Consider the following 18,272-nt stretch of genomic DNA (forward strand, 5'->3'; position numbering starts at 1 on the left):
GGCTGGGAAGGTGGTTTATGTCGTCATTGGACGAACAGACCCGCTTCACGATGTGGGTCAACGGCGCGGGACGGATAGGGGCAAAGCGTTGTCGCCGACCGTCCCATCAGTGACACCGGGTTGTGGCTACATACCAAGGGCGAGGCCGACGGCGAGCATGCCTACGGCAGTGCCGACAAGAATTCCCCCGCTCCAGGCGCGCGTGTCTGGGGAAAATGCAACAGAATTGCCGACAAACAGTGCGAATAGAATGATGTAGACCTCAAGATAGGTGGAATATTGTGCGGCGTTGAGGTCAGCTGTTCGTGTCTTCTCCGCACGAACGATGCTTGCTGCGATCAGCATATGCGGCATAGCGCTGACAATCGCTGATGGCCACCACCTGTGTGTGTGCTCAGATGTCGGCTGCGGAGGCGGCCGGGAGGTCTTGTGAGGACGTCTTGGTTCCATCATCCGATTATCCGCCGGATCCGCCGACGCGGTGGTCGCCTCCGGAATACGGGCCCGCGGCATGCCTCGCTCGTCTTAGCCAATCACGGGCCGGTTCGTAGGGCAGGCCCACCCGTGCTAGGTGTTATGCCCAGGGGCGCGTGAGGCCGGGAGTGTAGCCCGATCCCTGCATGACTACTGTTCGACAAATTTGGCGGCGCCTCAGCGCGCGCGGGGACGCGCTGAGGCTGCTGAGGTTCGCACCGGGGGGCCATCGCGTGGATGGGCCTACTGCCAACCTGCGTGACCACGCCCCTTGGCACAGTCGGCGCGGGATCGCCTAGCGGCCACCCTCGCGAATTGCGATCGCGTCGCTGACGGGTGCGGATGGCAAACCCGCCACTCGCAACACGCCGCAACTGATGGACACCACTTCACGTGGTGAAGGAATGGGCTTGACCGTTTCGACGGACAAGATGTACGCCGAAGCGGGTCAGCCACGATACGAAACTTAGGGGACCTATGTCTTCCCACACGGTTCAGCTCTAGCCCGTGAATGATGGGGTGGTGCAGGCACGTACCTTAGCCTCGGCGCGGGTTACCGCGGCGATCAGAGTGGTGATCGTGGCAGTCCTTTCCGCGGCAGCGCTGACAGCGGCGCGCCTTTCGGTGCGGTACCACAGATTCTTTGACGCCAAGGTCTATGTCGGCGCCCTTCGGTTCTGGTTCCGGGCCGGCGGGATGGTATACGCATGGACTCGGCCGGGCACCCGGTACGGCTTCACCTATCCGCCATTCGCTGGCCTGCTCATGGCGCCCATGGCATTCCTGAGCTTCACCGTCGTTGTCGCAGCGGTTACCGCCGCCACCGTGTTGGCTACAGCCATGGTCCTGCGGTTGCTGGCAGAGCGGATCATCCGGAAGTCCGGCCAGCCCATCTGGTTTGCGTTCCTGGTCGCCGTATGTCTCGCTCTCTTGTTTGAGCCCGTCCAGGAGACCATCGGTTTCGGACAGATCAATATGCTGCTGTTGGCCCTGGTCGTCCTCGATCTGAGGTACGGCGTGGTGCGGGGCTCACGATGGGCCGGCGTGGGTATCGGTGTGGCCACTGCGATCAAGCTGACGCCCGGGGTGTTCGTCGTCTATCTGCTGATCGCGGGCCGTTGGAGGGCCGCGGCCACCGCCGCGGCAACGGTTGCGGCCGCGACCGTTGCGGGTGCGGCGATCGCCCCGGACACCTCCCGCGTGTACTGGACGATGGCGCTGTGGGATACCAGTCGTGTCGGCCGTGCCTCGAACCCGAACAACCAGTCGCTGCGGGGGCTCGTGGCGCGCCTGCACTTGGGCCACGCCACGCCCGTGCTTTGGGTGCTGCTGGTCCTGCTCGTGGCGTGGTGCTGGTTGGTGCGGGTACGCCGGGCAGCCGCGACAGGCGACGATGCCGGCGGCTTCGCACTGACTGGCCTGTTGGGGTGCCTGATCAGCCCGGTTACCTGGATCCACCACCTGGTGTGGGCCGTTCCAGCGCTTGTCAGGTATGTCGACGCCGTCCGCCTTCCCGCCTGGCGGCTCGGGCGGTCTTGGCAGACGTACCTCGCGGCGACCGGCTACCTGATTTTGGCCAGTCGGGCTTGGTGGATCCGTGCCGTTCCGCATGGACGAATAGTGGAGCTCGTGCCAGCGAACGTCTACGTCTGGCTGTGTATTACCCTTCTGCTGCTTACGCCGGTCGGTTGGGTCGACGGCCGCGTGCCGTTGACGAGGTCGCTGAGGGCGCCGTATCCGTGATCCATCCACGACGGAACACGCCGCGCCGTGGGTTCACGATCAGTGGTTCTGACGGTCATCAGTGGCCCCACTCGGACGGCTTGGACTCCATCAGCGGGTCGCAACACTTGACCCACAGGGGCGTTGCAATGACCGAACCCCGCCGCACATGGCGGACGCGCGGACCTGCTCCACTGACCGACAATGTGAACAGTTTCTTCGGCTGATGGCGCAAGGGCTGAGCAACTCAGAGGCGTGCCGGCGGGTCGGCGTGAACCGCATGGCGGGGTGCCGCTGGACCTACGGACGGGCCGTCATCGACAGGACCGGACAGGCCGGCAGGTACGAGCCGATCGCTAACGACGTGGTGCGCAGTAGAGCCCGTTGGCGTGGCGGCTTGACCGAGACATAGACGGCCGCGCAGATGTGTTGATTGTGTCGATCAATACCATCCGCGCGGCCTTCGCCCATTGTGCCTTCACCGGCCTCAGCCGCAACCACCTGGGCCTACTGCTGACCGATCTCTTACCCGCCTGGACCGCCGCACGAGAGGACCGGCTGCACGCCCGCCGCACCCGGACCAGGATCCGCAAGCCAGGAGCCGGCCGCCGACCCCGGCTGAGCTTCACCGACCGAGTCGTAATCACCCTGGTCCACCTACGCCTGGCGATCCCACACGCCGCCCTCGCCGTCGCATACGGCGTCGACCGGGCCACGGTGACCCGCGCCGTCACACAGATCCGCCCGCTGCTGGCCCGACGCGGATTCGCCACCCCCGCCGGGACGCGGCTGCACACCCTGGCCGACGTGTTCGCCTACGCCGCCGCCGAAGGCGTCACCCTGCGCATAGACGCCACCGAGATCCGGGTACGCCGCCCCCGGCAAGGGCGCCCAGGCCGCAAAGCGTTCGTGTCCGGCAAGCTCAAACAGAACACCATCAAGACCACCCTCGCCGCCGACCACCACGGCGCGATCCTGTGGTGCGGCGCGACTCGCCCCGGCCGCATGCACGACGTGACCACCGCCCGGGTCGAAGGCGTCGACGCACTGCTCGACGCCTACCCGAGCGTCAAGGTCCTGGTCGACGCCGGCTATCAAGGGCTGGCCCGCGACCACCACGACCAGGTGTCCGCGCCGCCGTTGAAGCTGCGACCCGGGGCACCGACCGAGCAGCAGGCCGCCTGGGAACACGACCGCAAACGCCAGTCCTCGCAGCGGATCGCGGTCGAACACGCCATCGCGGAGCTGAAATGGTGGCGCGTCTTGCAACGCTTCACCGGCCGCCGCGAGTTACTCCCCGAGACCATCAACGCCATCGCCGGCCTCGTCTCGGACAGGTCCGCCGGCCTCACCTGGTAACACGCCATCAACTACTGCGCACCAGGTCGTAAGGGCTCATCCCAGATGGCTGTGTTTGGTGAGTCGGCGGTAGGCGAGCAGGAGACAGCCCAGGTCAGCGAAGGCTTGGAAGTGTTCGGCGATCAAAGCCGTATCTCCGGGTGGGATCGTCTGCCTGACCGGGGTCGGTCCACGCGGCGCGGCGCGGCCGGAGACGGCGGTCGCCGGGCCGGAGAGCCAGGCGGTGCTGAAGAACCTCGTCGTCTTCGGCACCGTCAACGCCCACCGGCTACCCCGGGTTGCAGCAGGTCGCAGCGCTGCGGCCGTCGAAGACGTCGATCGGTTGGTGGATCTATTGGCGCACCAGGGCGGCTCGGAGGCGGTCTTCGGGTGATCAGGTGGTCCTGGCTGTTTCCGCCGATGTCGAGCCGTACCCAGTCCGGTGAAGCTGTTGGCCTCGGGGGGTGTAGTCGTCGCTGGCCGCGGATCCGTGGTCTATGCCAGGTTTGCGGTCTCGTCATCGCCGGCCTGGCGGCCTTCCTGACGTACTTGTGGACCGCGGCGCCCGGAAACTCCTGCAACGAACCGCTTCTGCCGGCCGAGCCAGGAACCTTTCCCGTCGGGTGTGAATCGCCGCCCGCCGCAACCCAATTGCACTGCAGTCGAAACGTGAAATGGCGTGGCGCCATTTATCCTCATTCGAGGCGTTCGGCTCGGAGACATGTGTTCGCTGGTTTGCGCTAATTTACGGCCGGCGACGACGTCACGAGCCGGATCCGGCCCCGCCCTTACACCGGAACCGGGTCTGCCGTGGCAGGGGTCCCCGCTGCGGTTCAACGGCGGCCTTCAGCTTCCTTTAAGGCCGTTTGCTGGAGGGTTGGCCCTCATGACGTCTGCCTTCGAGCCTGACACGCCTCAGAAGCTACTTGACTCCTCTGGCTTGTAGTCCGGCGCAACCATCGTCGGAGCGCTGACGACTTCATTTCCGTCGCACTTGCACCGTGCGATGGCCATGCCATTCCGAAGTTCCGTGAAGGAGAAACGATGTCGGTGACTTATGCCACCGCTGATCGCTCGCGTGTCTGGTTGACCAAAGTTCCGGCGATCACCGCGACATTCTGGGTGATCAAGGTTTTGTCCACGACCATCGGCGAAACGTTCGCCGACTACCTGGCGGTAAATGTCGGCCTGGGACCGCTGGTCACCGACGCCGTCATGGCCACCGTGCTCGCCACCGCGCTGATCATCCAGTTCCGCACCCGCGCGTACACGCCCTGGATCTACTGGCTGTGCGTCGTGCTCGTGAGCATCGTCGGCACCCAGATCACCGACTTCTTCACCGACACCCTCGGCGTCAGCCTCTACCTGAGCACTGGGGTCTTCGCCGTCGTGCTCGCCGTCGTGTTCGTCGTTTGGCACCGCCAGGAGCGCACCCTCGCGATCACGTCGATCAACACCCCCCGTCGGGAAGCGTTCTACTGGGCCGCCATCCTCACCACGTTCGCGCTCGGCACCGCCGCGGGCGACCTGGCCACCGAGGCGCTCAACCTGGGCTTCCGCAACGGGGTGCTGATCTTCGGCGGGCTCATCCTGGCCACCTGGATCGCGTACAGACTCGGGGTGAGCCAGGTTTTGACCTTCTGGATCGCCTACGTGCTCACCCGCCCGCTCGGCGCCTCGATCGGTGACCTGCTCACCCAGGACAAGCAGTTCGGTGGTCTGGCCCTGGGCGCCAGCGCGACGAGCATGCTGTTCTTTGCCGTGATTATCGTCCTGGTCACCCGCGAGCAGCTGCTGGTCAACCGGCACGGGGTCGCCGAGAAGGGGAGGGGGCCGCACGGTGGGCACCGGGCGGACTACCTGTGGGCGGGCGCCGGCCTGGTCGTGGTCGCCGCCCTAGGGCTGGGACTCAGCAGCACGCACGCCACCTCCACCGACGACACCAGCAGCAGCACCTTGGTCGCCGCCGACCAGGGGCAGCCGGCCAACGGGCAGCCCGGCAGCAAGATCGGCGGGGCGGTGCCCGCGCGGAAGGCGCATCCGACCACGAAGCTCGGCGACCTGACGTCCTTCGCCCGGATCGTGACCGACGTTAAGGGCAAGGTCGCCAAGAACGACCTGGCCGGCGGCAAGAACCGGATCAAGGACCTCGAGGTGGCATGGGACGACGCGGAGGCCGGCCTCAAGCCGCGCGATTCCGGCAAGTGGCACCAGCTCGACGACCAGATCGATGCCGCCCTTACCGTGCTGCGGGCCGGCAGCCCCAGCCAGTCCGACTGCTCGGCGGCGCTCGCCACCCTGCTCACGACGCTGAACAAGTTCGACGGCGTCTGACCGGCTCGATCCAGATGGTGATGTCGTCGTGTGGTGGTGCGCTGGTCGCCCCACCACACGACGGCGCTGGTCCGTGCCGGATGTTCGGCGTCGCAGGGTTACGAGCGGCGCCCGGCTACCCGCAGGGCAAAACAGGCGGCCGGGCGGCAGTCCCCAGCGTCCGCCTGCCTCGGTGGCCAGTTCCCCGGCCCGGTTGCCTGACCCAGGCTGTCATAACCGTTCGGACAACCGTCACCGTTGTCCTGCGACACGAGATCGTGCTCGGGAACCCCTGCCGTGACGTGCGGTGAGGAACTTTGAATGGCGATCTGCTCCGACTGAGGCGCGGACCGGTAGCGGTCGGGCCGGGGCGGCTGGCGCTCAGAGATCCCGCAGGCGCGACGCGTCGACTCGGCCGGCCCATTTCGTGGCCAGGGCCGTGGCCAGTGCCGCGCTTGAGCCCACGGCCAGCAGGACGGCGGCGACGAGAGTCCAGGGCACGGCGGGATGCTGGGGCGGCGGATCGAAGATGCCGTTCAACACCTTGATCAGTTCGGCGGCGATCACCGCGGCGGCGGCGAGGCCGCCGACGGTGCCGGCGATGGTCAGCGCCCGTGCTTCGGTCCAGAGGAAGCCGGCCCGTTGCCGGGTTGACGCGCCGAGGACCGCCAGTGCGGTGGTCGAGCGCCGCCGTTGCGTGGCGCCCACCACCAGTACCAGCCCGGCGCTGGCGGCGGCCAGCAGAATCCCGAAGGCGAGGGTCAGGCGGGACAGGCCGGACAAGCTTCCGGCGGCGAGGCCGGAGGCGGAGGGCACGGCGACCCGGGGTGCGGTGATGTCGTTGACCAGCGCCGCCGCCGGGGCGTGGATGGCCGCCGCCACGGCGGTCGGTCGGTCGGTACGCACCAGCAGGGTCTGCGCGGCGGAGAGCCCGGTAGCGGCGGCTACGTACGACCGGTTGGCGAGCACGAAGCTGTCGCGCGGTGCGGTGGCGAACTCGGTGATCACGCCGACGACGTGGAACCGAGTCTTGCGGTAGGCGCCGTGGGTGTCCTTGAGGCGTAGCTGCACCATGTCGCCGGTGTGCAGCTGGTAGTCGTGCAGTGTCTCCTGGGAGAGCAGGGCGCCGTCGGGTGTCGCCGCGAGCCGGCCCAGCGCCGTTTTGATGGAGGTGCCGGGAGTGAACGCGTCCTGCAGAGGAGCGGCGCGGCCGATGGTGGCGGCGTCGATGCCGTACAGGTCTTGCAGGTCGGGTCCGACGTAGACCAGCCGGTGGCTGACCTGTTCCACGGCCGCGGCCCCGGGGACGGCGGCGATTGCCGGATTGAGGCCGGTGTTGCTGTCCGGCGGGAGGGTGACGGCGACGTCCGAGCCGACCGTGAGCGCGGTGTCCAGGCGTGCCTGCTGGTCGTAGGTGTGGGTGAACACTGCGGCGGAGACGGTGACGGCGACGGCTATCGCCAGGCCGGTGACGCCGCGAGCCACCCGGACGCGGCGGCGGCGGACGACGTCGTGACGCAGGTCCGGCAGGCGCCCGCCGGGGTCGGCCGGCGGGATGCGGGCGGGCCGGTTCAGGGTCAGCAGAGTGATCCGCCAGATCAGCAGGGCCATTCCCGGCCACGCGAGGGCCGGGGCCAGCAGGGCGGCGTAGTTCACCGAGGCAACCGGTACGCCCTCGGGAACGACCACCACCTGGTAGCCGGCGCGGGCGGTGAGCCAGAACACGATCGCGGAGCCGGCCAGCAGAAGCACGTCGAGGCCGAGGCGCAGCACGAGTGGCATGCGGGTGGAGGGCAGCGGATTCACGCCCGCCTGTACCGTCGGCGCCGTCCCGCGCAGCGTCCCGGCGAGCGGTGCGAGCTCCGTGGCCACCGCCAGCAGTACGCCGGCCAGCGCTCCGGCCATCAGCCAGCTCCCCGACGGATTGCCGTAGGGCCCGAGCCGGGGTGCGAGCAGGGCCACGCCGGATCCGATGGCCGCGCCCAGCAGGCCGTCGAGCAATGCGGTGCCGCCGAGCAGGATCACCGCCCGCCGAGGACCGACGCCGCGTAGCCGCAGCAGTGCTAGGTCACGGCGCTGCCGGTCGTTGCGCAGCGAGACGACAAGCGCGGTGACCACGCCGGCCAGCAACAACCCGGGCACGCCGAGCAGCAGAACCAGCAGTCGGGCGTAGATCGCGTCCTCGCGGGCCGCCGACAAGGAGGTCTCGAGGTTGTCGCCGATCAGAGCGCCGCCGGCCACCGCGGCGATGAAATGGTTGGCCCGGCGGGCGACTTCGTCGGCCGCCTTCGCGGGATCGGTGGGCAGCGTCGCGCGATCGAGCCGGACGTGGAACTGGTGCACCACGGTGGCGCCGGAAGTCAGCGCCGCGAATCGGGCGGGGCTGACCAGCACGACGTTGTCGGGTGGGGCACTGGCGCCGGATCCGGCGGGTGCTCCGACGACCTGGAAGAACGAATCGGCGTTGGGCAGGTCGGCCACGCCGGTGACCTGCGCGCGTTGCCGTGCGCCCAGAACGGTCACCGTCGTGCCCGGGCCGGCGCCCAGATTGGACGCCGTCTGCTGCTGCAGGACCACCGCGCCGGCGGCGCCGACGAGCCGGCGGATCTCGCCGGGGGCGAACGACCCGTAGTCGTCGGGTAGGGACACGACGTAGGCCACGCCCGTGGTGCGGGTCTCGGCATCCGGGGAGACGGAGCTGATCCCGGGCACCTTGGCGTAGTCGACGGCGCGGAAGCCGAGCAGTCCAGGCACGCCGCGCAGGGCCGCGGCCGCGGCGGCGGGGTCGCTGCCGGGTGTGACCTGGACCTGCCAGTCGACCGGGACCCGGTCGGCGGCGCGCAGCGTCAGCCGCGCTCCGGTCCGGGCGGTGAATGATCCGAGCAGGATCAGAAACGCGACGGTGAGCGCGACGGACACCGCGGCCGCGATTGTCTCGGCCGGGCGCCGCCGCAGTGATTGCAGCACGTATCGACCGGTCATCGGGCCAGCTCCTGGTCGGTCCGCGCGGCGATCGCGACCTGGGCGGGGAAGTGGGCAGCGACAGTCGGATCGTGCGTCGCGACGACGAGGGCCATCGCGGTGCTGGACGCGTACGCGGACAGGGTGTTGATCGTCTGGGCGCCGCTGGTCTGGTCCAGGGCCGCCGTGGGTTCGTCGGCCAGCAGCAGGCGCGGCCCGACCGCCAGCGCGCGGGCGAGGGCGACCCGTTGCTGCATGCCGCCGGAGAGCTCGGCGGGCAGCGCGTCGTCGACGTTGTCGAGTCCGAGCGAGGCCAGGTGCTCCCGGGCGTGTTCGGCGGCCTCGGCGGGTGTGATGCCGCGGATCCGCAGGCCGAGGGTGGCGTTTTGCAGGGCGGTCAGCTCGGGCACCAGGGACGGGGCCTGGGGCACGTAGACGATCTCTTCCGGCTTCAGGCGCAGGTCGATCGTTCCGGCCGAGGGGGCGATCAGCCCGGCTAGCACGAGCAGCAGGGTGGTCTTGCCGGAGCCGGAGCGGCCGGTCACCGCAGCTTGGTCGCCGGCCGCGAGCTGCAGGGATACGTCGTCGAGCACCATCCGGCCGCCGAGGCTGACCGAGACGTTCGTGGCGGACAGGATCACGTCAGCCTCCCGTCGACCAGGTGGAGTACCCGGTCGGCGTGGGCGGCGACCGCTGGGGAGTGGGTGACGATGACGGCCGCGCCGTCGCGGGGGCGCCAGGTGCCGATCAGGTCGAGGATGGTGCTCTCCTCGTCGCGGCTGACCTCGGCGGTGGGTTCGTCGGCGAGCAGCAGGGTAGGGGAGCCGGCGAGCGCGACCGCCAGGCCGGCCCGGGCGGTCTCGCCGCCCGACAGCGTGCGGGGCATGCTCCTGCGCACCGTCGCGAGGCACAGCCCGTCGATGAGCTCGGCGGGGCTCGGCCCGCCGGCCCGGCCGAGCGAGGCCGCCAGTTGGATGTTCTCCCGCACGTTCAGGTGGCCGAGCAGGCCGCTGCTCTGGGTGAGGATGCCGACGTGTTCGGCACGGATCCGGGCCGCGGCCGCCGGGCTGCGATGACTGAGCCGCTTACCGGCGACGTGCACGGAGCCGCCGTCCGGGTCGTCGAGGCCGGCCAGCAGGCTCAGCAGCGTCGACTTGCCCGAACCGGACGGCCCGGTGACGGCCACGGTCTCGCCCGCCGCGCAGACGACCGAGACATCCTTCAGGGCCGGGATCTCGGTGTCCCCGCGCCGGTAGAAGCGGTGCAGCCCGCGGGCCTCCAGCGGTGTCATTGGATCTTCAGACTGTTGATCATGGTTTTGTACGCGTCGACGTTGTCGGCGCCGACCGGGCCGAACAGCTCGACGATGACCTCACGGCCGTGCGACACCAATTCGTAGCGCTCGACCTCGTCGCGGTACTGCCGCCCGGTGACCGCGTCGGGCGCCGAGTTGCGGCGGTAGACGATCCGGACGCCGCGCCCGGCCGGCATGCTCACGTCGGTGATGGTGCGCAGCTCGAACGCGGCTTGGCTGCGTGCCAATTCGGGCACGTCCTGCTGTTTGGCGGTTGCGACGGTCGGTGCGGTCGTGGCGGTGCCGGTGGCGGCCTGCACGCCGTTGAGCTTGTCGGTGAAGGCGGCGGTGGAGCCCTGGGTCTTCTCGGCCCACCCCTCAGGGTGCGTGAACCGGTATCGCCCGGCGGTGTTCGAGTACGGGATGAACGCGAGGTTGTCGGGAATGTCGCCGGGCGGGTTGCTCTCGGCAGCGACGGCGGACTGGGGCACGGCGCTCGGTTCTGCCCTCGGCGCGGCGCTGGTCGGTGCCGCGGATACGGTCGCCGCGGGCGCGCTGGCCGTCGGCGCGGCGGTGTGGCTGCCGGAGCCGGAGCTGCACCCGGCCACCAGCGCGACCAGCACGACCGTCGCGGTGTGCGGATGTGGTCGTGTCATACCGGCGACGCTAGGCGGTGGCCGGCCAGCGTCCGGACAACGAAGGGTAAAGGCGCGCTTTGCCTTGGTCCGCCATACAGTCCAAAGCATGAGGCGATCGCGAATCCGCAGCACCCGGACCCGGATTCACCACGCGATCGTGCTGGTCGTGACGCTGGCGCTCGTGCTGTTCGGGGTGCCGCTGGCGGTGGTGCTGGATCGGCTGGTCACGAGTCAGGCCCTGGCCGGGCTGCAGCGGGACGCGACCAGAGGGGTGGCGGCAGTGCCGGACAACGTCCTCGAGGCCGGCACGCCGGTGCGAGTGCCCACCGGGACTAACAACTCCCTGATCTCGGTCTACGACGCGCAAGGGGATTGGGTGGCCGGCGCCGGTCCGCAGCGGTCGGCGCTCGCCGCCCGGGCGGTTGACGGGCACGAGCACGACGGGCACGACGGGGCCGACCTTGCGGTCGTCGTGCCGGTGCTGTCCGACACGAGCATCGCCGGCAGCGTCCGGGCCGGCGTACCGTTGGCCCGGCTTCGGGCGCAGACCTATCGGATCTGGGGACTGCTCACCGTGCTGGCGGTGTTCGTGATCGCTGTGGCGGTGCTGCTGGCCCGGCGCTCGGCGATCCGCATCGCCCGGCCGTTCGAGAACCTGACCACGGCCGCCCGCAGCCTGGGCGTCGGTCAGTACGACGTGCACCTGCCACGGTCGGGAATCACCGAGGCCGACGCGGCCGGTGACGCGCTGCGCGACAGCGCCCGGCAGATCGAGGAGCTGCTACGCCACGAGCGCAATTTCGTTCGCGACGCTTCTCATCAGCTGCGGACGCCACTCGCCGCTGTGCTGCTGGCCCTGGAGCAACCGAAGCCCGACGTGCCCACGGCCGTCGCTCGAGCACGAGATCTCGAGGCCACGATCGCGGATCTGGTCCTGCTGCGACGCCGAACCGGGCACGGCACCGCGGACCCGGTCAAGATCGCCCAGGCGGCGGTCCAGCGGTGGAGTACCGCCGGCCGGCCCGTGGTCCTGCGCAGCGACAGCGATCGGTCCGTGGCGATCAGCGGGCCCGCCCTCCGACAGAGCCTCGACGTGCTCATCGACAACGCGCTGCGCCACGGCAGCGGCACCGTCACTGTGACCGTTGAGCCCTATGGCGACAGCGTGTTCATCGAGGTCGCCGACGAAGGCCCGGGGTTCGCCGACGATGCGGCCTTCGGAACGGGGTTGAACCTCGCGACGAGCGTGATCGAGCGCGCCGGCGGGTCACTGCTGATCCGCCGCCGCGCTTGCCAGCCGCGGGTGGCGTTGCTGGTACCTGGAGCACCGGCGTCAGAGGGCGTGCTTCAGTCGAGCTCGAAGCGGTAGCCGTAGCCGCGCAGGGTCGCGATCCGGTCCCATCGGTCGCCAGCATCGGCCAGCTTGCGGCGAACGCTGGCCACGTGCACGTCCAGCGTCTTCGTCGAGCCGCACCAGTGCTGATCCCACACCACGTCCATCAGGTGCTCCCGGCGCACCGCTTCGCCCGCCGAGGCCACCAGGACGGCCAGCAGCTCATGCTCCTTGGGCCGCAGCGTGATCTCCCGCTCGCCGACCCAGGCCCGCCGGGCCCCCTGATCCAGCCGTACTGGGCCGGCATGCAGCTCCGGCGGTCCGGCCTCGCCCCGCCGCCGCAGATGGGCCCGTAGCCGCGCGCGCAGCTCGACCTGACGGAACGGCTTCGTCACGAAGTCGTCGGCGCCACCGTCCAGCGCACGAACCGCGTCCGTCTCATCGGTGCGGGCAGTCACCACGACCACGACGACGTCCGCGTTCTGCTCGCGGATCTTCCCGCACAGCTCGAGGCCGTCGGCGTCGGGGAGCCCGAGATCCAGGAGGATCAGATCGGGCACTCGATCGGCGATCAGCCGGTGGGCGTCGGCGGCCGTGTGTGCCCAGCGGACCTCATGACCGTCCGCGGCGAGGATGCCGGCAAGGCCGGACCCGACGCCCGGGTCATCCTCGACGACCAGCACCTTCGACGGGACAGCCGGGCTGTTCGCGAGCACGTCGCCCATATCCGTACGGTATCCCGCCACTGTGCCGGTTCTGTACACCGCCAACTCAGGCAATCTTCAGGTTTCTCCTGCGCTGTTTAGGTGGCGGTCGGCGCGGCCGAGCACGAGACAGACCGACACGAGCCCGCGAGCCGCCCGGCGTGGTGCCGGGCGGCTCGCGAGACAGGCGGTGATTCTGGGTTAGGCGAGTTTGATGTTGAAGATGGGGTTGGCGGCGAGTTTGCGGAAGGTGGTGAGGCTGGTTGCTGAGCTGTTGATGCTGATGTCGCGGTCGCCGAAGGCGTCGTTCTTGGTGTCGAAGTAGACGATGGCCTTGATGGCGGGGCGCTTGGCGAGTTCGGGCAGGACGCTGTTGAACTGGGCGGTCTTGTCGGTGGCTTTGCCGACGCGGTGGTAGGCGCCCCATTCGGCGATCATGATGGGCTTGCTGGGGTGCTTGGTGGTGGCCCACTGGTACCAGCCCTGGCCGCCGTTCTTGGCCTTGCGGTCGAGCAGGTCGTTGAATTTGCCGTAGTGGTAGTAGCCCTTTTCGGCGGACACGTAGGAGTCGAGGCCGATCCAGTCGACGACGTCGTCGCCGGGGTAGAGGTCTTTCCACCAGGACTGGGCCATCCACTTTTCGTTGCCCATGTAGGCGACGACGTTGATGGCGTTGTTGATGCCCTTGGCGTGTAGGCGCTGGATGACGTGGCGGTAGGAGGCGGCGAAGTCCTTGGCGGTCATCCCGGAGCCGGCTTTGGGGTTGACGTCGTCCTCGGGTTCGTGGTTGAGGACCAGGAAGAACTTTTGGTTCGGGTAGGTCGCCTTGATGTGGGTGGCGAACTTGTCGATCCGGGCGTCGAGTTTGCCGGCGGCGACGTTGGCCCAGGTGGAGCCGTACTCGACGCGCCAGTTGAGGAGCAGGACCCGCGGGTTTTTCGGGTCGCGGGTCATCGCGATCTCGGCCGGGGTGGGGAACACCTCGTCGCCCTTGTGGTAGGTGTGGTAGATCGTCGAGGTGCGGCCGGACAGTTTTTCCCAGGTTTTGAGTTCCTGGTCGCGGGGCAGGGAGCTGAATCCGCCGGCGGCGGCGCCCCACAGCACCCCGCAGGACGGCACGAGCTTGTTGTTGGTGGTGCACTGCTTGGCGGGCTTCGGCGTGGCGGCGGGGGCGGCCTGCGCGGCGCCTGCGGCGCCGATGACGGCGGTGGTGCCGGCGAGCATCGCGCCGAGCATGGTCACGACCTTGTTCACCTTGCGGCCCAAGACGATGTCTCCCCCGAGTTGGTCCGGCCCATGTCAGCCGGTCACATGAAGGAGATTCGGGGTCGTGGGGTGTGGGTCCTGGTCCCGTGGGGGTGCCTGCGGGTTGCGGGTGGCGGGAAGCCTTGGATTCGGTGGTGGGTTGCCGATTTCGTGGCCGGAGACTGTCCTGGTGTCGGCCTGACTCTGTTCCTACATCCTGTAGGTCCAGTGTGGGTGCCGCCGTCCCGAACACACCCCCTACCGCCACTGCCGCCCGCGCTCAGCTCGCGAGGCTTATGGTGTCGTCGCCGACGACGGGAGGAGGGTCCGGATGGACAACGTCAACACGGCTGCCCAGGACCGTACCGGTCAGGTTGTCGCCGCCGTGCGTGGCACCGACCCGAATGCGCTCGCGGCGGTGCTGCGGCCGGGCCCGACCGACGGCGCCCCGATCGCCGCAGCCGACCGTACGCGGATCTTTGACCGGTTCGTCCGGCTGGACGGCAGCCGTTCCCGGACGGGCGGTGGCGCCGGGCTCGGACTGCCGATCGCCCACGAACTCATCGCCGCCCACGGCGGCCCCTTGGCCGTCGATGACCGCAACGACGGTGCGGCTATGCGGGTACGGCTCCCCCTCGAGTCGGATTCATCGAATTCTCAGGAATCCGCGCCTACGGCGAACCCGTGGCCGGCATCATGCAGCCGGTTCCGGTGGGTTTCCGAGCCGTGCCGGTGTGTGTGGGTCAGCGGCCGGGTTTCCGTCGGAGCAGCGGCAGCATGGCGTGATGCAGCGTCCATGACGCTCGCAGAGGGTCAATTCAGAACGTTGAAAGGTTCGCCGCCGGTGGCCCGTGACATGGGTCACCCACCGTCAGGATTGATCCTGTACCCGGCTCCGCGCACGGTCTCGATCGCCGCGCGGCCGAACGGGTGGTCGATCTTCTTGCGCAGGTAGCCGATGTAGACCTCGACGATGTTGGGATCCCCGGTGAAGTGGGCGTCCCACACGTTCTCGATGATCGCGGTCTTGGGCACCGGGTTGCCCCGGTGTCGCATCAGGAACTCGAGCATGGCGAACTCCCGGGGTGTCACCGGGATCGTGGTGTCGCCCCGGCCCACGCGCCGCTGCGCTGGATCCAGCGTCAGATCGCCTGCTGCCAGTACCGCGGGCCGTGCGGGGGCGCCGCGCCGAATCAGCGCGCGCAGCCGTGCGACGAGCACGACGAAGGAGAACGGCTTGCTGAGATAGTCGTCGGCGCCCAGGTCCAATGCGTCGGCCTGGTCGTACTCGCCGTCCTTTGCGGTGAGCATGAGCACCGGCGTCCACACCTCGCGGGCGCGCATCCGGCGGCAGATCTCGTACCCGCTGAGCCCCGGCAGCATGATGTCGAGCACGATCGCGTCGTAGGCGCCGTACGGAGCCTCGGTGGCGGTCCAGAGCCCGTCCACCCCGTCATGCACCACGTCGACCGTGAAGCCCGCCTGTCCGAGGCCGTCGCGCAAGGTCTCGGCCAATGCGACTTCATCCTCGACAACCAGTACCCGCATGAATCCTCCCGCTGATTGGCGTCACAGGCGACACGGGTGACAACGACAGGCGTCGCCAGCATAGCCACCGCACCCCGGGCAGCAAGAGACACCAGGCGCCGTCAGCGCCCGACCCCAACACCTCGTCCTACCCACTTCCACCCGGCGAACCTGGCCGCAAAGCACCGGGGATCTGACCACTCGCGGGACGCAGTCACCACAGCCCGACCCTGTCCCCCCACGCTACCCGCGTGCGTGTCCGTCCCTGGCGGCCTATGTCTTGCTCACCAGCGGATCCACCCACGGCATCTGCGACGACAAGGCACCCAAGTACCACCCGCTCACCGGCGACAATCTCTTCCACCAGGTCACTGCCAGTGGCCGCGAGTGGCGCGACTACGCCGAGTCCGCCCCGGGCACCTGCGTTCTGGCCAACGCTCACCAGGGCCGGTATCTCGTCCGGCACGTCCCGGCCGCCTACTACACGCTCGACCGTGCCGAGTGCACCAAGTGGGCGGTGCCGCTGGGTCACCCGGGGGCTGGTGCACTGCACACCGATGTCGCCGCCGGGACCCTGCCGGCGTTTGGTCTGGTCAGCCCGGACGCCTGCCACGACATGCACGGCGCAGCGCCCTGCCCGCTGTCGCGTACCGCTAATGGCGATCGCTGGCTGCGGGACTGGATTCCACAGATTCTGGCCGGGCCGGACTACCGGGCCGGGCACCTCGTTGTGATCATCACGTGGGACGAGGGAAGCGACGCCGACAACCACATCCCCACCGTTGTGATCGCTCCCGGGACGAGCCACGTGACCGCGGATGAGCCGTACACCCACTGCTCCACCCTGCGAACCGTCGAGGACCTGCTGCGGCTGCCGGCCCTGGGATGCGCCCGGACCACCCACTCGATGACCACCGCCTTCCGGCTGTGACCCGCGTGCCCGTCATGGGTCCGGCTGCGCCGGAATCGCCGTGGTGTCCGGTGACGGACGCGCAAGCAAATCGTGGGTGGCGGGCTCGTCGGCCGGCAGGAAGAGGGTGAAGGTCCTGCTGACGCCGCTGCGGTTGGTTACCTACCCGGCCTGCCGTTCATTCACACCGGTCCCGCACCACGAGCCGCCGTGCGCTCGGCACGTCGGGCGACTCACCTCTGCATCTCGGCCGTGGCGTGTCGACATGATCCTCACACGTTACTCCCACATCATGTAGGAGTACGTTTCGTCATCATATGCGACAACTATGGAGCGAAGATGAGAAGCATCGGGAAGTGGGTAACGGCGGTTGCCGCGCTGTTACTGATCGACGCAGCCATCGCCCCCGCATCCGCTGCGGCCATGGCACCGTTGGAGCGGGCACCGACCGCCCTGATTTCGATCCCCCGCTTCGACCACGTGGTGGTCGTGATGCTGGAGAACAAGCGGTACGACTCCGTGATCGGACATCCCAAGACCCCTTGGGTGTCGTCACTGGCGCGCCGCTGGGCCAACATGAACAGCTTCTACGCCGAGACCCACCCCAGCCAGCCCAACTACCTGGCATTGTTCTCGGGCTCGACTCAGGGGGTCAAGGACAACAACTGCCCCCACAGCCTCGGCAACCGCCCTAACTTGGCCCGGCAGCTATTGGATGCCGGTTACACATTCACCGGTTACTCCGAGGGGCTGCCCCACACGGGCTACCGGGGTTGCGCCTCCGGCCGCTACGTGCGCCGTCACGTCCCGTGGGTCAACTTCAGCAACGTCCCGTCGAGCGTCCACAAGTCCTTCACCGCATTCCCCTCCGACTTCCGCAAACTGCCCGACGTCGCGTTCGTCATCCCAGACCTGTGCCATGACATGCACGACTGTCCCAAGGAACAGGCCGACCGATGGCTGAAAAAGCACCTCGCGCCCTACGTTTCCTGGGCCGCCTCCCACAACAGCCTGTTCATCCTCACCTTCGACGAGGACAACCGGACAGACCACAACCACATCCCGACGATCATTGCGGGCGCCGGCGTCAAGCCTGGCCAGTACTCGTCCCGGCTCGATCACTATCACCTGCTCCGAACGATCCAGGCGATGTACCGGCTGCGCCCCACTGGTCACAGTGCCGCACGGCCCGCCCTGACGAGCCTGTGGACGCACTGACCACATGACACCAGCCCGGCGGGCGAGACCCGGCCGTGCCATCGGTCCCGACGAGGCGCTGGGACTGTCGGTTGGTGGGTGTACCACGATGCCGCCGGCCGGTGGTGCCTGCCGGCGGCATCGTGGTGGTGCTTGGTGTGTTCTGGTTAGGCGATTTTGACGTTGAACCGCGGGTTGGTGGCGAGCAGCGGCAGATGCACCATGATGGTCATGCCCGCCGCTGACATCTGGTGAAGGACAACAATTCGTGCAGGACGTCGGCATCCTCAGCGTCCAGCGACGCCGCGAACTGTTGCAGGACCGCAGTGCGGTCGTGCCGCTCGCCCAAGGCCGCCTGCATCCGCGCAGCAGCTGCTGCGGCGGCGTCCAGCACCGGCCAATACGCGTGTGCGCGCCCAACACGCTCGCGGCGCAGCCGTTTCTTCTCGTGCAGGCGGGTCAAGATTGTCTGCACGGTGTTGTGGGCCAGCCCGTCATCGAGCGCGGCCTGCACGGCGCTGGCGGTCATCGGTCCCTGTGCGGCCCACAACACGCCCATGACCCGTGCCTCCAGGCTGCCCCGTGCCCGCCGCGGCCCGTGGTTGTCCACCCTGCA

The 18,272-nt window shown here is 68.7% G+C and carries 17 protein-coding genes; 8 read left to right on the plus strand and 9 right to left on the minus strand.

Annotated features, from left to right (window positions below):
• Window positions 1-126: 126 nt before the first annotated feature.
• On the minus strand, window positions 127-345 hold the full coding sequence (locus tag ACMCNK_RS34000) for a hypothetical protein (protein ID WP_412740422.1): 219 nt from the start codon (window positions 343-345) through the stop codon (window positions 127-129).
• 651 nt (window positions 346-996) lie between these two features.
• Here ACMCNK_RS34000 and ACMCNK_RS34005 point away from each other — a divergent pair.
• The 4 genes from ACMCNK_RS34005 to ACMCNK_RS34020 all read left to right on the plus strand — a co-directional run bounded on the left by ACMCNK_RS34005 (window position 997) and on the right by ACMCNK_RS34020 (window position 5,868).
• The gene (locus ACMCNK_RS34005; RefSeq protein WP_412740423.1) at window positions 997-2,217 is read left to right on the plus strand and encodes a glycosyltransferase 87 family protein; all 1,221 of its coding nucleotides are present in this window, start codon (window positions 997-999) and stop codon (window positions 2,215-2,217) included.
• 414 nt (window positions 2,218-2,631) lie between these two features.
• The gene (locus ACMCNK_RS34010; protein WP_412737889.1) at window positions 2,632-3,555 is read left to right on the plus strand and encodes a transposase family protein; all 924 of its coding nucleotides are present in this window, start codon (window positions 2,632-2,634) and stop codon (window positions 3,553-3,555) included.
• A 223-nt stretch (window positions 3,556-3,778) separates the two neighbouring features.
• A complete protein-coding gene (locus ACMCNK_RS34015) occupies window positions 3,779-3,928 on the plus strand; it encodes a hypothetical protein (RefSeq protein ID WP_412740424.1) in 150 nt (49 codons plus the stop codon).
• Between the two features lie 692 nt (window positions 3,929-4,620).
• Window positions 4,621-5,868, plus strand: a complete 1,248-nt coding sequence (locus tag ACMCNK_RS34020; RefSeq protein ID WP_412740425.1) for a hypothetical protein — start codon at window positions 4,621-4,623, stop codon at window positions 5,866-5,868.
• A 360-nt stretch (window positions 5,869-6,228) separates the two neighbouring features.
• Here ACMCNK_RS34020 and ACMCNK_RS34025 read toward each other — a convergent pair whose 3' ends face one another.
• Genes ACMCNK_RS34025 through ACMCNK_RS34040 form a run of 4 tightly spaced genes read right to left on the minus strand, consistent with a single transcriptional unit; the run spans window position 6,229 to window position 10,758 of the window.
• On the minus strand, window positions 6,229-8,829 hold the full coding sequence (locus ACMCNK_RS34025; protein WP_412740426.1) for an FtsX-like permease family protein: 2,601 nt from the start codon (window positions 8,827-8,829) through the stop codon (window positions 6,229-6,231).
• Complete coding sequence (locus ACMCNK_RS34030; RefSeq protein ID WP_412740427.1) at window positions 8,826-9,449, minus strand: ABC transporter ATP-binding protein; 624 nt, start codon at window positions 9,447-9,449, stop codon at window positions 8,826-8,828. The genes ACMCNK_RS34025 and ACMCNK_RS34030 overlap by 4 nt, the downstream gene beginning before the upstream one ends.
• The gene (locus ACMCNK_RS34035) at window positions 9,446-10,099 is read right to left on the minus strand and encodes an ABC transporter ATP-binding protein (RefSeq protein ID WP_412740428.1); all 654 of its coding nucleotides are present in this window, start codon (window positions 10,097-10,099) and stop codon (window positions 9,446-9,448) included. The genes ACMCNK_RS34030 and ACMCNK_RS34035 overlap by 4 nt, the downstream gene beginning before the upstream one ends.
• Complete coding sequence (locus ACMCNK_RS34040; RefSeq protein WP_412740429.1) at window positions 10,096-10,758, minus strand: hypothetical protein; 663 nt, start codon at window positions 10,756-10,758, stop codon at window positions 10,096-10,098. The genes ACMCNK_RS34035 and ACMCNK_RS34040 overlap by 4 nt, the downstream gene beginning before the upstream one ends.
• A gap of 88 nt (window positions 10,759-10,846) precedes the next feature.
• Between ACMCNK_RS34040 and ACMCNK_RS34045 the strand changes: the two genes are divergently transcribed.
• Entirely contained in the window at window positions 10,847-12,109 is a 1,263-nt protein-coding gene (locus ACMCNK_RS34045) for an ATP-binding protein (protein ID WP_412740430.1), read from the plus strand.
• On the opposite strand, the gene ACMCNK_RS34050 is transcribed toward ACMCNK_RS34045, so the two are convergent.
• Complete coding sequence (locus tag ACMCNK_RS34050) at window positions 12,088-12,798, minus strand: response regulator transcription factor (protein WP_412740431.1); 711 nt, start codon at window positions 12,796-12,798, stop codon at window positions 12,088-12,090. The genes ACMCNK_RS34045 and ACMCNK_RS34050 overlap by 22 nt on opposite strands.
• Window positions 12,799-12,978: 180 nt before the next feature.
• Entirely contained in the window at window positions 12,979-14,043 is a 1,065-nt protein-coding gene (locus ACMCNK_RS34055) for a glycoside hydrolase family 26 protein (protein ID WP_412740411.1), read from the minus strand.
• Window positions 14,044-14,353: 310 nt separating this feature from the next.
• Here ACMCNK_RS34055 and ACMCNK_RS34060 point away from each other — a divergent pair, with 310 nt between their 5' ends.
• Window positions 14,354-14,977, plus strand: coding sequence for an ATP-binding protein (locus ACMCNK_RS34060; protein WP_412740432.1), 624 nt, complete (start codon window positions 14,354-14,356; stop codon window positions 14,975-14,977).
• Here ACMCNK_RS34060 and ACMCNK_RS34065 read toward each other — a convergent pair.
• Window positions 14,884-15,570 (minus strand): response regulator transcription factor, encoded by a 687-nt coding sequence (locus ACMCNK_RS34065; protein ID WP_412740433.1) that lies wholly within the window; start codon window positions 15,568-15,570, stop codon window positions 14,884-14,886. The genes ACMCNK_RS34060 and ACMCNK_RS34065 overlap by 94 nt on opposite strands.
• Window positions 15,571-15,829: 259 nt before the next feature.
• Here ACMCNK_RS34065 and ACMCNK_RS34070 point away from each other — a divergent pair, with 259 nt between their 5' ends.
• Together ACMCNK_RS34070 and ACMCNK_RS34075 are read left to right on the plus strand one after the other, a co-directional pair.
• Window positions 15,830-16,480 (plus strand): alkaline phosphatase family protein, encoded by a 651-nt coding sequence (locus ACMCNK_RS34070; RefSeq protein ID WP_412740434.1) that lies wholly within the window; start codon window positions 15,830-15,832, stop codon window positions 16,478-16,480.
• A 318-nt stretch (window positions 16,481-16,798) separates the two neighbouring features.
• A complete protein-coding gene (locus ACMCNK_RS34075; RefSeq protein ID WP_412740435.1) occupies window positions 16,799-17,677 on the plus strand; it encodes an alkaline phosphatase family protein in 879 nt (292 codons plus the stop codon).
• A 208-nt stretch (window positions 17,678-17,885) separates the two neighbouring features.
• On the opposite strand, the gene ACMCNK_RS34080 is transcribed toward ACMCNK_RS34075, so the two are convergent.
• Entirely contained in the window at window positions 17,886-18,266 is a 381-nt protein-coding gene (locus tag ACMCNK_RS34080) for a BlaI/MecI/CopY family transcriptional regulator (RefSeq protein ID WP_412740436.1), read from the minus strand.
• Window positions 18,267-18,272: the final 6 nt, after the last annotated feature.

It is taken from the genome of Krasilnikovia sp. MM14-A1259, assembly GCF_047159535.1.
Taxonomy (GTDB): domain Bacteria; phylum Actinomycetota; class Actinomycetes; order Mycobacteriales; family Micromonosporaceae; genus Actinoplanes.

Coding starts and splice junctions, on each gene's coding strand:
- ACMCNK_RS34050 (WP_412740431.1), bottom strand. CDS start 12,798: ATGGGCGACGTGCTCGCGAACAGCCCGGCTGTCCCGTCGAAGGTGCTG.
- ACMCNK_RS34025 (WP_412740426.1), bottom strand. CDS start 8,829: ATGACCGGTCGATACGTGCTGCAATCACTGCGGCGGCGCCCGGCCGAG.
- ACMCNK_RS34045 (WP_412740430.1), top strand. CDS start 10,847: ATGAGGCGATCGCGAATCCGCAGCACCCGGACCCGGATTCACCACGCG.
- ACMCNK_RS34035 (WP_412740428.1), bottom strand. CDS start 10,099: ATGACACCGCTGGAGGCCCGCGGGCTGCACCGCTTCTACCGGCGCGGG.
- ACMCNK_RS34060 (WP_412740432.1), top strand. CDS start 14,354: ATGGACAACGTCAACACGGCTGCCCAGGACCGTACCGGTCAGGTTGTC.
- ACMCNK_RS34075 (WP_412740435.1), top strand. CDS start 16,799: ATGAGAAGCATCGGGAAGTGGGTAACGGCGGTTGCCGCGCTGTTACTG.
- ACMCNK_RS34040 (WP_412740429.1), bottom strand. CDS start 10,758: ATGACACGACCACATCCGCACACCGCGACGGTCGTGCTGGTCGCGCTG.
- ACMCNK_RS34065 (WP_412740433.1), bottom strand. CDS start 15,570: ATGCGGGTACTGGTTGTCGAGGATGAAGTCGCATTGGCCGAGACCTTG.
- ACMCNK_RS34000 (WP_412740422.1), bottom strand. CDS start 345: ATGCTGATCGCAGCAAGCATCGTTCGTGCGGAGAAGACACGAACAGCT.